Below are 14,991 nucleotides of genomic sequence, written 5' to 3'. Positions count from 1 at the left end.
CTATCCTAGATATTTAGCACTATACTCATGCACTGTATCTACAAAGATTTTTGGTTGTGCAGGGTCTACCCATTGAGTAATCCCATGGCCCAAGTTAGCAATGTAACCGGTCTTTTCGCCATTAGCGTAGGCATCGTCCAACATCGCTTTTACTGCTTTCTCAATTGAAGCAGCCGAACCATATAAAACAGCCGGATCAAGATTCCCTTGCAGAGCGACACGTCCAGCCACTGTAGTTCGAGCCGTATTTAATGGTGTCGTCCAATCTAAACCTAAAGCATCCGCACCTGTTGTGATCATTGGCTCTAACCATTGACCGCCACCTTTAGTGAACACAATAACAGGAATACGTCGGCCATCTTTCTCACGTTGTAAACCTGCAATGATTTTATTCATGTAGTTTAAAGAGAATTCGACATATTCACGGTGTGCTAATGCCCCACCCCAGCTATCAAAGATCTGGATGGCCTGAGCACCAGCATCAATTTGAGCATTTAAATAGTCAATGACTGAGTCTGCTAAATGATCAAGCAAAGCATGTAAAACTTCTGGTTGAGCGTACATCATCTGCTTGGTAAAACGGAATTCTTTACTTGAACCACCTTCAACCATATAAGTTGCAAGTGTCCAAGGGCTTCCAGAGAAACCAATCAGTGGAACTTGACCATCTAAAGCAGAACGAATTGTACTTACCGCATTCATCACATAATCAAGATCTGATTTTGCATTTAACTTTGGTAAATTTGCGACATCTTGTTCGGTACGTACGGTCTTTTGAAACTTAGGGCCTTCGCCAGTTTCAAAATAAAGTCCTAAACCGAGTGCATCTGGAATAGTTAAAATATCTGAAAATAAAATTGCTGCATCTAAGTCGTAACGACGCAAAGGTTGTAAAGTCACTTCACAGGCAAAATCTGTATTTTTACATAAAGATAGGAAATCACCTGCTTTTGAACGTGTTTCACGATATTCAGGCAAATAACGCCCTGCTTGACGCATCATCCACACTGGTGTGGTATCTACAGGTTCGCGTAACAAAGCACGGAGGAAACGATCATTTTTCAAAGTCGTCATTACCAATCTCTATCTTCTTTATGTGGCAGCATCATATCAAAAATAGAGACATTTTTATAATTTCAATTTCACACAAAAAACTCGTCAATCTACTAAAAAATGCATATTTACACAAAAGTCTACTGCAAGCCTTGGGGTTTTCTGCAATACTTGCAACATGTTACATTGGGGTTATTGGATATTCTTTTAATCACTAAATTACCAATCTTGGGCTCATAGAAATGAGTTATTGGTAATTTTATGCACTTTGAGATTAGATCAATCCCCCCTATTGCTTATATGAAAATTCTTAAGGTTGAATTACATGTTTGTTCGCTCATTACTCGCTATGAGTTTAAGTTGTATTATTGCTAATGTTGCTTTTGCTGCTTCAACAACTGAGCAACCCCTGAACCCTAAAAAGGTATCAGCTCCTGTAGAAGATCCGATTGATCCTTTAGCAGTAGATGCAGCTTCAACTGTAAAAGCTCAAGCTTCGACACAAATTACCGCTCAAGAACAAAATGACTTAAACCGAGCGTCAACAACATTACAAAATTTACAGAAAACTGAAGACCCAAATGCTGAATCAGGCATCGCGGCGTCTACTCCAGCTGTTGCTAAAAGCAGCACTGCGTCTACGGCTCCTGCGACAACCGCTGCATCATGGACTTTAGATAGCTTAAACTCGGCAGAATGGTCTGAAAATATTGGTAAAGGCCAACTTCCAGTTTATGCGCGTGCACATGTAATGCTCAATAATGCACATGCTTCGCCAGGTGCGATTGACGGCATGAGCGGTAAAAATACATTAAAAGCAATTTCTTCATTCCAACAAATGAATGGTTTATCACCTACTGGTGACCTGACCAAAGAAACTTGGGATGCATTGGTTGCTAAACAAACCAAGCCAGCATTTATTGAATACACAATTTCTGATGCTGACCTAAAAGGCCCATATGCTGAGTCGATTCCTTCTGACTATGCATTACAAGCTAAAATGAAAGGTTTGTACTACACGCGTGTAACCGAAATGTTGGGCGAGAAGTTTCATATTGATGAAGCTTTCTTAAAGAAAATTAACCCAACTGCGACATTCAAAAAAGCGGGTGAAAAAATCATTGTTCCAAACGTACGCAATGATTTACCAGAAGATATTCATTTGATTATTGCCCATAAAGGTGCAAAACAATTGTATCTCTTCAATAGCCGGAACCAAATGATTGCCTCATTTCCTGCAACAATTGGCAGTACTGATACGCCTTCTCCGGCCGGTACTTACAAGGTAGTTGGTGTGGCTCGTAACCCTTGGTACAGCTATTCACCTTCGAACTTCGTACAAGGTAAAAACTTAAAACCTCTTTCTTTACCACCTGGCCCGAATGCTCCAGTGGGTAATATCTGGATTGGTTTAAGTAAAAAATCTTTCGGTATTCACGGAACACCAAATCCATCTTTAATTTCTAAAACAGCATCACACGGTTGTATCCGTTTAACAAACTGGGATGCAAACGATTTAGGAAATAAAGTACGTTCTGGCGTAACTGTTAAATTCCTTGAGTAATCCATATATTCTTTAAAAGACCTGCCTTCATGGCAGGTTTTTTTTATTCTTAAAAAATTGATCAATAAAAAAATTTACAACCATATCAATTATGCAACGACATGTTGCAGTTAGCCTATTTTTCTAGTCTCCATAGAACATTAATATATTTCTCAAGAGATAAATAAAAAATTTGGGAGATTAAATCATGAATACTTATCTACATCGTGGTGAAGATCGAGGTCATGTAAAAGCGGGTTGGTTAGAGTCTTATCATAGCTTTTCATTTGGTAGCTGGTACGATCCTAAATATATGGGTGTTAGTGCATTACGTGTGATTAATGACGACAGAATTGATGCGCATAATGGTTTTGGTACGCACTCGCATGACAACATGGAAATCTTAACCTGTGTGCTAGATGGTGCTATTTCACACCGTGACACCATGGGAAATGAAGGTCAGATTAAAGCAGGTGAATGGCAGCTCATGAGCGCCGGCACAGGTGTTGCCCACAGTGAAATCAACAACACTGATACGCCTGTACATTTATTACAGATCTGGATTATTCCAAATGAAAGAGATGCCGAGCCAAATTATCAACAAATTAATTTGGACCCACGTAAAGAACCAAACAAATGGCATTTAATTGCAGGACCTGATGCAAATGCACCAATGCATATTCGCCAAAATACAGAGATAAAATCAGCTGTATTGGAAAAAGGACATGAGTTAAACGTTGAGCCAGTTAAAAAATTGAACTATGTTCACGTGATTTCAGGTGTAATCCGTATTGGTGATCAAGAAGTCAAAGCTGGCGATGCTTTCGTGTTTGAAGGTAAAGCGACGATTCAGGCAACTGAAGATAGTCAATTTATCTGGTTCGATTTACCTTAAATCATTAAAAGCCCTTTGCATAAAAGGGCTTTTTTAATCTCCACCGCCGCCGCTATCGCAGCTACCTGAATCTGAAGATGATGAACAATCATTTGAATAACTAGAGCTATGATGACTAGGACTACTATCGTGAAAATGATGTGTTGAAGAAGATGAATAATCGTGTTCGCCAGATGACGAATTGTTTTTTAGATTTTTGAGTAGAGCAATTAAACAGATCAGTCCAATACTAGAAAAAATTGCAATAAATATAATAATAAATAACTTCAAATAACGACCTCCTCATAAAGCATCAGAGATGTGTGTGTTCCTATTTCATTATTTAAATGAGTCATGCTGAAGAAACAAGTTGTTTTTTGATAAATAAGATACAACTTATAAAACAGAAAAATTGGCAGAATAACCTTTTAAAAAGCACAAAGGTTACGCAATACCAAGTTCAGAAAAATCATGTTCAATCTTATAAATGATGGAAAATATTTTAATTTTCCTTTACATATAAATAAGCACTTGCTCTTGATATACCTAAATGTTGTGCAACTGTCTCGACAGCCTTTTTAATATCTAACAAACCATTATTCTTTAACTCATGTATTAATTGTTTTCTCTCATTGAGTTTTAGCATACGCGGTGTAGTGGCATGTTTTGAGGCAAATTGATCGATATATTTCCGGATTGCTTCAGTGCCACTCGGCTCCAAATTTTCAACAATGTTATCAGTTTCAATTTTAGTGAAATGCTCTAAAGCGCTTTGCATCCCTCTAAATAGGGTTAAATCAATATTCATGCATAAAGCAGCCACATACTGGCCCTCTTCATCTTTAATTCCAATAGACGTGCTTTTTGCGGGACGGCCATCTGCAAACTGATTTGCATAGTTTGAAATAAGGTTTGGAAATTCTGGAGACATGATTCTAGCCAAACCTAATTCAGTTGCTGGATCTCCAACTTTTCGACCAGATAAATTGTTATGTATAGAAAGTATGGCATGTTCAGGATTTGTTAAGTCATGGACCACAACTTCGCAAAAAGGAGATAGCGTTTCACTTAATCCCTTTGCAATTGTATCTAGCTGAGTGAGTAAATGTTTATCACGATTGCCCAATGTATTTCCTCCTAATGACTTACTTACTATTTCAAACCCTAGCGTAAAGCATGCAATAGTAATTTAGACTTTTTATCTAATTTTAAACTTAATGTAAATCAGAATCTTATATCTCATTGTTATCACATTAGAAAATAAAATTAGACATTTTATCTAAATATATATATTTTATCTAAATAAGGTCAATACATTGTGCGTTGCTTAAGCAATAGTAAATCTTGCATCCAAAAACATTGAATAGAATTAGGTTTAATTATGAAAAATTTAACCCTTCCCACTTATGAAGATGTCGCAGCCGCTGCTGAACGTATAAAAGGTTTTGCAAATAAAACTCCTGTTTTAACTTCACGTACTGTGAACAATGAATTTGAAGCAGAAGTATTCTTTAAATGCGAAAATTTTCAGCGTGTTGGCGCTTTCAAATTTCGTGGTGCAATGAATGCACTTTTGCAATTTAATGATGCTCAAAAAAAAGCGGGGGTAGTCGCTTTCTCTTCGGGAAACCACGCGCAAGCGATTGCACTGTCAGCAAAAACTCTTGGTATTCCAGCCATAATCGTTATGCCACAAGATGCACCTGCCTCAAAAATGGCAGCAACGCGAGAATACGGCGCCGATATTGTTGAATTTGACCGCTATACAGAAGATCGGGAAAAAATTGGAAAAGAGATCGCCGAAAAAAATGGCCTGACACTCATTCCATCTTATGACCATCCGCATGTAATTGCGGGTCAAGGAACGGCTGCTAAAGAGTTATTTGAAGAAGTGGGTAACCTAGATTATCTGTTTGTATGTTTAGGTGGTGGTGGTTTATTGGCAGGTTCTGCCCTGTCTGCTCGCAAGCTCTCTCCAAACTGTAAAATATATGGTGTTGAACCTGCTCTAGGAAATGATGGACAAATGTCTTTTAGAAAAGGAGAAATTGTTCATATTGATACGCCGCAAACCATTGCCGATGGCGCTCAAACTCAATATTTAGGCAAATTAACATTCCCTATTATTCAAAAGAATGTTGATGACATTTTGACAGTAGAAGATGAAGACCTGATTAACTGTATGAAGTTCTTTGCTGAAAGAATGAAGATGGTGGTTGAACCGACAGGATGTCTCGGATTTGCTGCTGCACGTAATTTAAAGCATGAGTTAAAAGGCAAACGTATAGGCATCATTATTAGTGGCGGGAATGTCGATATTTCTAAATATGTAGAGTTTTTATCCGCTTAATAAAAGCCAATGTCTATCTATGATGTCAGTTAGTACGTCATAGATAGGTATGACATGCTATTCGTCTCTCGACTTGCTCGTGTCTTAATTTAAATAAACTTTTGGAGATGGTGATGAGATTTATTTCTGAGTCTGAATCTTCTGCTCTCATCAATCATGAACTGGCTTATGATGCCATTTACCAAGCTTTAATTGCCGTAACTCAACCAGAAACTAAAAGTTTTGCTGTAGTTCATGGTCAAGGGTCTGATAGCAAAAATACCTTTAGTGTTAAGTCATCGGCGACTCAGCACTTAGCTGGTCTTAAAGTTGGTTCTTTTTGGGAAGATAACCCTAAAAATGGTTTGCCTCGCCATAACGCACTCATTTTATTATTTAATCAGACCAACGGAAAAATGGCAGCAGCTATCGAAGCAGGCAAAGTAAATGCATTTCGTACAGCCGCTTCTAATGCAGTTGCGACCAATATATTGGCAAGAAAAGATTCAAAGGTATTGGCTATATTTGGTACAGGAAATCAGGCCAAATATGAATGTGAGGCGCTAGCGAGAATTAGAAATTTCGAGCAGATTTTGATAGTAGGACGCGACTTAAATAAAGCTGAAAAAATGGCTGAAGTCCTCAAGCCCTTAGGTATTCAGCTTAATATTACGAGTGCAAAAGAAGCCTGTGAACAAGCCGACATTATTGTGACAGCAACGTCCTCCCACACTCCTCTTTTCAAAGTAGAATGGGTCAAAGCTGGCACTCATATTTCATCTATGGGTTCAGATAAACAAGGCAAACAAGAACTTCCGCCAGAGTTATTTTCACATTGTGGTTTATTTTGCGATCTTAATGTTCAGTCTAAACTCATTGGTGAATTTCAACATGCGCCTGAGTCTGCAACGTTAATCAATATAGGTGATGTGCTTTTAGCAAATGCTCAAGGTAGACAGTCTCAGGAACAAATCACAATTTATGACAGTTCAGGGCTATCGATTCAAGATTTATATATCGCCCAGAAAATTTTAGAAATTTCTTAATTTTTACATTTAACTGCATCATTCAGGCTGATGCAGTTAAGTTAAAACATCTTTCTTTTTATAACGTTTTACGAATTCTGTTTTTAAAATCAGAGTTCATCTTGAGTAAAAACTTTGGCAAAAGACTTTATATATTGCTCAGCCTTAGCCTCATAATTTTGAAAACCCGCATCAAAAACCCATCTTTCAATTTCAGATTTTTTGACTAAATTTTGCAAATAAAGCTGATGATGTTTGTCTAACTCTTCTTTTAAACTTCTTAACATCAGTTCATTTAAACCAGCGGGAGGATTCAGACCTGTATCTAAAATACTCGGGGCAAATGCCACACTTTTGAGTTCCAGTTGATGAGCTGTTTTCACAACAGTTTTTATCGCAGTCTCGATTCGATCTATCGTGAAATCTTCTGGCGCTCCCATGCCTATAAGCAAAACTTTAGGTGCTTGTATGATTGAAGGCGTTTGATTTAGTAAAAGCGAATCACCAATTTTTGCGCTAAACCAATTATTTTTTCGTATCAGATCTAATCTGCCATTTAGGGCTTCATCTAAATGTGCCAAACCGCCTGAAAAAGAACGATTATTCATTTCATGTTCAAAAATACAAGCACAAGAAAGTTCAACCTCGGCCGAAGCACAGTCCCAAGTCACGAGTTCGATATCTAGATTTTGATAGTGACCAATTTTTATTTGCTTTATATCTGTGCTCATATTTTTCTCTTCTATTTTTACCATGCATATTTAAGTTCAAGACCTAAATAATTTGAGTCTTTACCACCTGCTTTCTTAATCGTATCTCCGACTTCAAAGTGCACTCCTTCGGCAGCAACAGACAAATTAGAATTTATTTTTTGATCTGCTCTTAGTTGAATATATGCCCCTGTCCAACTTGAACCTTGTCCTGCTGTGTTTGCCATGCTGTTATTACCTTGGAAATAAACTGCATCATTGGTGGTTTCACGCCACTGAAAACCTAAAGCACTTAACAGAGTAAGTTTATCGGAAGGCTTAAGTGTCAGAGATGGTTTTATGTGAATAATATTGCTGTAGCCACTGTAACCCGCCAAAGTAAAGTATGAGCCGTTTGCAAAGAGCTGGTTAAAGGTATTGAGTTCATTATCGTTGGCGTTTTTATCACCTGTGGCAATATCAAACTGGACGCCTAAACGCGGTGACCAAGCTTGGTCAGCAAATGTGTACCCTGTAATACTACTGAGTCCCCATGCTTGAATAGTTTGTCCACCAATCCTTCCATGTTGCAGCATGCCTTCAACATCCCAATCGATATTATTCTTTTTACCCATATGGCGAACGTCGTATAAGTCTCGAATTTCATTGCCCTTAACACTTGTAAAAGATGCATTATCTCGTTCATAACGTGAGTAATAACCAGATAACTCACCTCCCCACACATTTTGTTTATCTACGCGAAAGCCGCTAAAACTTAAATTACGTTTCGAGTGGTCGTTAAAAGTTGAATCTTTTTCAATTTGAACAGGTCTGGTGAGATAGCCTAAAACTCTCCAATCACCATATTCATAACCCGACCAAATGCCATCAAAGGCTTGCCTAACGTTTGGCCCCTCGCGATTTGAAATAAAGCGTTGCAAGTCAAAAGCCATCTCTTGACGGCCCACTCTAAATTTAAAAGTTCCATTGTTTAAAGGACTCACCCAAGCAATAAAAGCTTGCTCTACATCGAGTCTATTCTGATCGGTACTGCTAATATTCTTTTTATCAAACGCTCGTGCATCACTAAGCTGAGTAAATAATTGTAAGTGATCGCCAATACGTGCATCTGCATGAACTTGTAATCTTTGAATTAAATAGCGATCGGCTTGATTATTTCCGCTGCCAAATCTCGCATTATTATTGATTTCAAAACGCTCGCGAATATTCGCACCCAATGACAAATAATTATTATCGCCAAAGGGTATATATTTAAAATCATCACCTATTTTCTTTGGTACACACGAGTTTTTTAAAACATCCCAATTTTCTTGCCACCGATTCGTTGAGATTTTTGGACGAGCTGGACATGCATTTGTATTTGAAGCTTCATTTTCTGCATGAGCAAATTCATAAAGAAATAAACTCCCCGTAAGCAAGACGCTCATTTTTATAATTTTAAGATAATTTTCGGAGGTCTTAATGCGATATTTTCTATCATTAGAAATAGGCTGAGCCATATGGTTATCCAAGGTAATAAACAGGTCATTGCAGAGACTTCGTCTTTTACACTCACACCGCCCATAGGCAATATGAGTATCAGTTTCTATCTATCATTAAGCGAATAAATTACTTTGTAGCGGCATGAATTTCGGCAATATAACCACCCGGAAACTGTACCATCGCCGCCTCACGACCATCTGATTTATAGGCATTCACCAAAACTGTTGCACCCGCTTTTGTGGCTTTATCTAAAGTCTCAGATAAATTTTTGACTTCATAACCCGTCATATCGTGCCCATATGGATATGGAAGATGACCATCGGTGACCAACACTGTCATTTTGCCGAAATCAGATTCAACGCGAATACGTCTATATGTTTCATTTAGACGTCCAATCTCTACACCAGCCGCTTTAGGGTTATCTGAAACCACTTTGCCATGCGAGAAATTGACGAACTTTTTAACGAAAGAATCGGCACTTTGTTTTGAAACATAAATACGATTTTCTGGAACAGTTTCAAGTTTGTTATAGCTCGGTTTAGTCGTGTGCCAATAAAGCTGCATATTTACGCCACCCGGCCACTGGATGACTGCATCCCGCCCGATTGGGTCAGGAAATGCATCAACAATCACATCTGCGCCATTCGCTTTGGCAGACTGGACGGCTGCGTCCATGTCTTTGACTAAATAGCCTGTTCTTTCTAAACCAAAAGGATGTGGAATTGGAGTTTTAAAACCAAATACAGACAGTGTTCCTACTGGAGTCAATACAAGCTGGGAAATGGTCTGGCTTGGTGTTGGCGTCACCTGAAAAATGCCCTGTTTAGATTTAGTCCCACCAAAAGTGGCCACTAAGCTGTCGGTAAATTTATCGAAGTCTTCTGGGTTAACATATACATGCGTTGTATCGTATTGAGGAGCTACCCCAGGCGCTTCACTTTTTACACTGGTTGTTGTTTTGGCAAAAACTTGAGGAACAATGGCAACATTTGTGCCCACTAGCATGGTGCTTAAAAGCAAGGCTGATAATGATTTACGCATAAAAGACTCCGTAAGAATTGAGTACTACAACTTATTGTGACTTTGTTTGTTGATTAGAAAGAATGGTGACCATCACTAGAGCTGCAATGAGGCCAAGATGTTCAAAGAAACTATTAAACGTGCTAAAAAATGCCGGACCTGTGTGATTCCAAAAATCGTTTGCAACCAGCATCGCTATGGCGGTTAGACAGCCTAAAGCACCTGCTCCCAACCAGACAAAACGATTAAAAATAACCAAGAGCGAACCCACAATTTCAATCACAATCGCTGTAGATGCCCAGAGCCAAGCAGGCTGTAAACCGAAACTTGCCTGCTCATCAATCGCCGCATGAAATCCGATGAATTTATTCATTCCGCCGACTAAATAGGCTGAAACTAATGCAACTCGAAGAAGTGACAGCAATCCACGAATTGATAAGATCTTTTTTACCCACACAGGATTATTATTAATTAAGTCACTCATCTATTTACCTCATTGGTATTTCGATTTTTAACAACCCTATAAAGTTATAAAAATATTAATATTTACAAGAACCATGATTTTAATTTAGATATTTAAAATAATTATTTAAACAACTCCAAAACAAACTTAATTAGCAGCCTATATAAAATCAAAAATAACTGTAAACTACTAGATATTCATTTAAATACAAACTGTATCCTCAAAAGATACAATGATTGATAAGTACAAAATCATAATATAGTTTAGCGGCACACCAATTTAGCCTTTCAAAATTTAATGGATAAAATAGACTGTATTAATACTTTCATAAGTGTTGTAGAAACTGGAAATTTTAGTCATGCCTCTAGAAAATTAGGTGTTACTAGAGATCAAGTTTCTAAAAGAATCCTTTATTTAGAAAGTCTATTTAGTACATCATTATTTACACGTAACACCAGAAAGATGGACCTTACCCGCTCAGGGGAAAAGTTCTATCAACGTTGTAAAGTCATTGTTAAAGAATTAGATTTAGCTGCCAATGACTTCATCTACGATCAAAAGTACCCTGAAGGCATATTAAAAATTAGTGCTCCTCATGCTTTTGTACAAACATGCTTCTCAGAGATTATTTCTAATTTTCTAAATCAATACCCTAATATTGAAATTGATCTTTTATTTTCAGAAAATTCAATACATATTAACGAACATAAATTTGATATTCTTTTAAAAACTGAAGAAGAAATTAAAGAACAAAACATCTTTCTACTAGATACTTATAAAAGAAACTTTTATGCCACACCTGCATTCTTAAATAAAAATGGAAAACCTAAAAGCATAGAGGATTTAAGAAAATATAATATATCGCTATATTCAAGATCAGATTTAAAAAATAATTTCATTGATTCAATCCCTCAACTCATTTGCAATAATATAGAAATTCTTTTAGATTTTTGCCAAAAGAACCAAAGTATTTTATTTCTTCCTGATTTTTTAGCAAAAAAATATGAAGATGCCGGCATTATTATTAATTGTTCGCAGGACATCTTTTCATCACCAGTTTATTTTTATGCAACCACGCCGTATGGATCAAAAATTCCAAAAAAAGTTCAGCTTTTTTTAGACTCGTTAAAGCAGCATTTTCAGCCTATCACTGATCGCTCTATAATTTAATTTTTGAATCACATACAGCTATGCATTTTTTATTAACCACAAATTCCCCCTTCCAAAAACAATCCACCACCTTTTCTTGCTCGATTGACACATCCGAGCTTAAAAGCTGAATGATTGCGCCTTCAATCATATATAAAAAGAGTTTGGCATCCTGAAAATTTGCATCATTTTTGAGTGTTCTAAGCTGGCTATAAATCTCATTAATGAGCCATGTTCGATATCTCACTGCCACTTGATAAGCTTTGGGATAAGTCAGTTTCGTTTCAAAAATGGCTTTAAATAATAAATAGTACGGCCCTTCTAAATCGGTATGTAAGAAATAAAGTTTCTTTAATTGAACAATTACGTTGGTGGGGTTGACCTCGTTAGCAATTGAAACCACTTTTTCTTTTAAGCGCTCTTTTTGCACGGTTAAACAGATTTCAATAAACCTCTCTTTGGAGTGAAAGTAGTTATAAAAAGTCGCTTTTGGAATTTGTGACTCTTTCACAATTTTGTCGATGCCCACGGTATGAAATCCGTGATGGTGAAACAAATGAATTGATGTATTAACAACTTTTATGGCGCGCGTTGGGAGAACTAAATTTCGCATATTTTTTACCGTTATAAATTTTTGTTGTTTCTAAGTGAGATAATTTTTGGGAGAAAAAAAGGCATAGCAAAGCCGTAAGACTGTGCTTGGCACATCTCAAGTTTTATTGTTGATACAAGTTTTTTTGAGCCGTAATGACTTAAAGCCTGAAAACCCTAAAGGTTAACAAGCTGATAGATCTAATTTAAGTCGTGTCGTTATAGCTTTTGGCAAAGGCTGCCAAGAAATTAAGAATGTGCAAAGCCAACTCCTTTTTATAGGGAGTTCTGCCAGACATTTATAGAATTATGGTGGCAGAACGAAAGAGGGTTGACAGACTGGCTTTGAGAACCCAGCACGCACAAAGGCGTCCCCCTTCCGTCCTACCGCTACAAAAAGGGAGACGAACGGGTCTACATTAAAAAAAGATTTTTTCAATGTACTCAAAGAACAGCCTGTCAAAGCCGGCTGGCAATGTGGCCAGCAGGCAAAGGATAGTGCTCTGCCCTTTAGCAGTCAAGCACACAAAATGACATTTGTTTTAAATTAGATCATTAAAAAGTAAGGATAAATAATGAGTTGGTTATTGTTTAATACGGGTTTATAAAGCTGGGTTTTGTGAAGTAGGAATACGCTAGTGTGGCTTTCACCACCTGCGCTTTATTATTAAAGTTATTGTTTAATTGATTATTTACAATATGCTCTAGAACGATGAGAGTTTTATATTTTTGAAGAACTCTATCCTGTCATATACAGGTTCTATATTGATAAATTAATTTATCTTATCAATTTTAAAAATTTTACCACTTAAAGTACTTTGAAAAAACATTTCAAAACTCGGTCGTATATCTTCACCTTCAACTGTAATGTATTTCAAATTAGAAAAACATTGAGTATTAGCGAAATAATTATCTACAGTTGCCTGAATGACGTATTTAATTCCGAACTGGTCTTTAACACTGATATTTTGTTTAAGCATAACGATATCCTAATAAAATTATGGCAGAAATAATGGACCCGCCTAAATATCCAATAGCAAACTGAGTTTTAACTAACTCTATAATCTAATTTAAATAGTTGATTTATAGACGCATAAAAGGTACGCCCATCTAAATTTAAATCAACTTCAACTCCAGAGGAAAGGAGAACCCTTTTTCCAACTTCAACAGTTTTAAAACCTTCACGTGTATTTTGTATTCTATTTAGAGGAATTAAAGACACTAGAATTTCTGTACCATTTTTAGATTTTGCAATTAAGTCATTTATTTTTAACAATTTATATCCTAAATTAAAATTTACTTATAATCTTAAAAAAACTTTAAAATTATTTAAAAACCAAAATAAAAGCACCCATTAGTGCTTTTATTTATTAGTGCTTATAATTATTTATAGAGCAACAATATTTACAGCATTTGGGCCTTTTTGGCCTTGTGTAACACTGAATTCAACACGTTGACCTTCAGCAAGAGTTCTGAAACCTGAGTTAGCGATTTCGCTAAAATGAGCAAAAACGTCTGGTCCTGATTCTGGTTGGATAAAACCGAAACCTTTAGCTTCGTTAAACCACTTAACAGTACCTTTCATGATATTTGAATTAGACATAATACATCCTAGTTTTTTTAAAAATTTAAACCATTTTATTGGTTATGAGTAACATCGAAATAATAAAGAATGGAGCTGAAAATCTAAAAAAACGAAGGATTATGACTAATACTGCGGTACTTAGAGAAGATTTACCAAACATGACTTTTTCTAGTTAAGTTCATTGTATACGAAAAATAAAATTAATCAAGTTTTCTAATATATATATTTATTTTATTTATAAAATATAGCGTACCTCTTCGCTTACCTTATATAGAATGCAACAAATAGGCATAAAAAAGGGCCTACACGTTATGAAACGATGTAAACCCTTTATAAATCTTGGTAGGTATATCCACTACCAAACAAATCAACAAGTAATTGAAAATAGATTATTTATAAAAACAAAATATATCTGTGATACAAGCCATGATACAAAAATATTTCTACTGTCTTTACTATGAATTTGATCACTACCTCTCTTCTCACTTTAAGTTTAAGAAAAAACTAAATTTTAGAGGTTACAAAGGTTACTGAGGTTACAGCCTTATGTAGTAAGGCTTTCAGGATGTAACCTTTTAGAAAAATGAAAAGGTTACAGATTTCTGAGGTTACATATGGATACTTCATAAACAATCATTTAATTCAATAGTTAAAAATCACCTTCCCTCACTGAAGATGGATGCCTATTTAAAGCGATCACTTCAATTTTCATGTAAGGGTAAAGTGGTAAACCTTGTAATAAGTTATGTAGTTCTTCATTGCTTTCGACATCAAAAATACTAATGTTTGCATACTGCCCTGTTATTCTCCATAAATGGCGACATTTACCTTGTCTTTGAATTTCTTGAGAATAAGCACGTTCTCTTGCTTTGATATCTTCAATTTCCTGCTCAGATAAATGGCTAGGTAAAATCACATCTTTTCGTACATAAAATAGCATTAGTTCTTTCCCTTTAAATAACACGTTCAATAATCAATGCAATACCTTGGCCTACACCAATACACATTGAACACAAGGCATAACGACCACCCGTTTGTTCAAGCTGGTTTAGGGCTGTGGTCACTAGGCGTGCACCTGATGCACCAAGTGGATGACCTAATGCAATTGCACCACCATTTGGATTTACCTTGTCAGAATCATCTGGCAAACCTAAATCACGGGTCACA

17 protein-coding genes and 1 pseudogene are annotated in these 14,991 nt (G+C 36.5%); 5 read left to right on the top strand and 13 right to left on the bottom strand.

From position 1 onward, the window contains the following. Nucleotides 1-1,074, bottom strand: coding sequence for a uroporphyrinogen decarboxylase (gene hemE, locus ACS604_RS04635; RefSeq protein WP_004790933.1), 1,074 nt, complete (start codon nucleotides 1,072-1,074; stop codon nucleotides 1-3). A gap of 304 nt (nucleotides 1,075-1,378) precedes the next feature. On the opposite strand from hemE, the gene ACS604_RS04630 reads away from it, so the two are divergent. Together ACS604_RS04630 and ACS604_RS04625 are read left to right on the top strand one after the other, a co-directional pair. Continuing rightward, on the top strand, nucleotides 1,379-2,617 hold the full coding sequence (locus ACS604_RS04630) for a L,D-transpeptidase family protein (RefSeq protein WP_004790931.1): 1,239 nt from the start codon (nucleotides 1,379-1,381) through the stop codon (nucleotides 2,615-2,617). Nucleotides 2,618-2,804: 187 nt separating this feature from the next. After that, nucleotides 2,805-3,491 (top strand): pirin family protein, encoded by a 687-nt coding sequence (locus ACS604_RS04625; RefSeq protein WP_004790929.1) that lies wholly within the window; start codon nucleotides 2,805-2,807, stop codon nucleotides 3,489-3,491. Between the two features lie 33 nt (nucleotides 3,492-3,524). Here ACS604_RS04625 and ACS604_RS04620 read toward each other — a convergent pair whose 3' ends face one another. Further along, nucleotides 3,525-3,761 carry a hypothetical protein gene (locus ACS604_RS04620; RefSeq protein WP_128825148.1) on the bottom strand — a complete coding sequence of 79 codons (237 nt, stop codon included), beginning with the start codon at nucleotides 3,759-3,761 and terminating at the stop codon, nucleotides 3,525-3,527. A gap of 211 nt (nucleotides 3,762-3,972) precedes the next feature. Further along, nucleotides 3,973-4,596, bottom strand: a complete 624-nt coding sequence (locus ACS604_RS04615; protein WP_174758729.1) for a helix-turn-helix transcriptional regulator — start codon at nucleotides 4,594-4,596, stop codon at nucleotides 3,973-3,975. Nucleotides 4,597-4,851: 255 nt separating this feature from the next. Between ACS604_RS04615 and ACS604_RS04610 the strand changes: the two genes are divergently transcribed. Next, on the top strand, nucleotides 4,852-5,820 hold the full coding sequence (locus tag ACS604_RS04610; protein WP_474770392.1) for a threo-3-hydroxy-L-aspartate ammonia-lyase: 969 nt from the start codon (nucleotides 4,852-4,854) through the stop codon (nucleotides 5,818-5,820). Nucleotides 5,821-5,933: 113 nt separating this feature from the next. Then, nucleotides 5,934-6,845, top strand: a complete 912-nt coding sequence (locus ACS604_RS04605) for an ornithine cyclodeaminase family protein (RefSeq protein WP_474770391.1) — start codon at nucleotides 5,934-5,936, stop codon at nucleotides 6,843-6,845. An 89-nt stretch (nucleotides 6,846-6,934) separates the two neighbouring features. On the opposite strand, the gene ACS604_RS04600 is transcribed toward ACS604_RS04605, so the two are convergent. The 4 genes from ACS604_RS04600 to ACS604_RS04585 all read right to left on the bottom strand — a co-directional run bounded on the left by ACS604_RS04600 (nucleotide 6,935) and on the right by ACS604_RS04585 (nucleotide 10,520). Continuing rightward, nucleotides 6,935-7,555 (bottom strand): M17 family peptidase N-terminal domain-containing protein, encoded by a 621-nt coding sequence (locus ACS604_RS04600; RefSeq protein ID WP_474770389.1) that lies wholly within the window; start codon nucleotides 7,553-7,555, stop codon nucleotides 6,935-6,937. Between the two features lie 17 nt (nucleotides 7,556-7,572). Next, a complete protein-coding gene (locus tag ACS604_RS04595; RefSeq protein WP_474770388.1) occupies nucleotides 7,573-9,033 on the bottom strand; it encodes an alginate export family protein in 1,461 nt (486 codons plus the stop codon). A 109-nt stretch (nucleotides 9,034-9,142) separates the two neighbouring features. Further along, entirely contained in the window at nucleotides 9,143-10,057 is a 915-nt protein-coding gene (locus ACS604_RS04590; protein ID WP_474770386.1) for a glyoxalase, read from the bottom strand. Between the two features lie 31 nt (nucleotides 10,058-10,088). Then, the gene (locus ACS604_RS04585) at nucleotides 10,089-10,520 is read right to left on the bottom strand and encodes a DoxX family protein (protein WP_474770385.1); all 432 of its coding nucleotides are present in this window, start codon (nucleotides 10,518-10,520) and stop codon (nucleotides 10,089-10,091) included. Between the two features lie 276 nt (nucleotides 10,521-10,796). Here ACS604_RS04585 and ACS604_RS04580 point away from each other — a divergent pair, with 276 nt between their 5' ends. Then, nucleotides 10,797-11,669 carry a LysR family transcriptional regulator gene (locus tag ACS604_RS04580; protein ID WP_004790914.1) on the top strand — a complete coding sequence of 291 codons (873 nt, stop codon included), beginning with the start codon at nucleotides 10,797-10,799 and terminating at the stop codon, nucleotides 11,667-11,669. Here the strand turns inward: ACS604_RS04580 and ACS604_RS04575 are convergent. The 6 genes and pseudogenes from ACS604_RS04575 to ACS604_RS04550 all read right to left on the bottom strand — a co-directional run. Then, the gene (locus tag ACS604_RS04575; RefSeq protein WP_051075340.1) at nucleotides 11,659-12,261 is read right to left on the bottom strand and encodes a TetR/AcrR family transcriptional regulator; all 603 of its coding nucleotides are present in this window, start codon (nucleotides 12,259-12,261) and stop codon (nucleotides 11,659-11,661) included. The genes ACS604_RS04580 and ACS604_RS04575 overlap by 11 nt on opposite strands. Before the next feature lie 751 nt (nucleotides 12,262-13,012). Further along, nucleotides 13,013-13,219 (bottom strand): hypothetical protein, encoded by a 207-nt coding sequence (locus tag ACS604_RS04570; RefSeq protein ID WP_004790912.1) that lies wholly within the window; start codon nucleotides 13,217-13,219, stop codon nucleotides 13,013-13,015. Between the two features lie 68 nt (nucleotides 13,220-13,287). Then, complete coding sequence (locus ACS604_RS04565) at nucleotides 13,288-13,515, bottom strand: hypothetical protein (RefSeq protein ID WP_174742652.1); 228 nt, start codon at nucleotides 13,513-13,515, stop codon at nucleotides 13,288-13,290. 111 nt (nucleotides 13,516-13,626) lie between these two features. Next, nucleotides 13,627-13,842, bottom strand: a complete 216-nt coding sequence (locus ACS604_RS04560) for a cold-shock protein (RefSeq protein WP_004790911.1) — start codon at nucleotides 13,840-13,842, stop codon at nucleotides 13,627-13,629. A 631-nt stretch (nucleotides 13,843-14,473) separates the two neighbouring features. After that, the gene (gene catC / locus ACS604_RS04555; RefSeq protein WP_075383557.1) at nucleotides 14,474-14,764 is read right to left on the bottom strand and encodes a muconolactone Delta-isomerase; all 291 of its coding nucleotides are present in this window, start codon (nucleotides 14,762-14,764) and stop codon (nucleotides 14,474-14,476) included. Between the two features lie 13 nt (nucleotides 14,765-14,777). Then, nucleotides 14,778-14,991, bottom strand: a pseudogene (locus tag ACS604_RS04550) (acetyl-CoA C-acyltransferase); the annotation flags it as partial.

The sequence above is a fragment of the Acinetobacter sp. Li1LvA2 genome, assembly GCF_056156705.1.
This window is presented reverse-complemented; position numbering and strand designations above follow the sequence as displayed.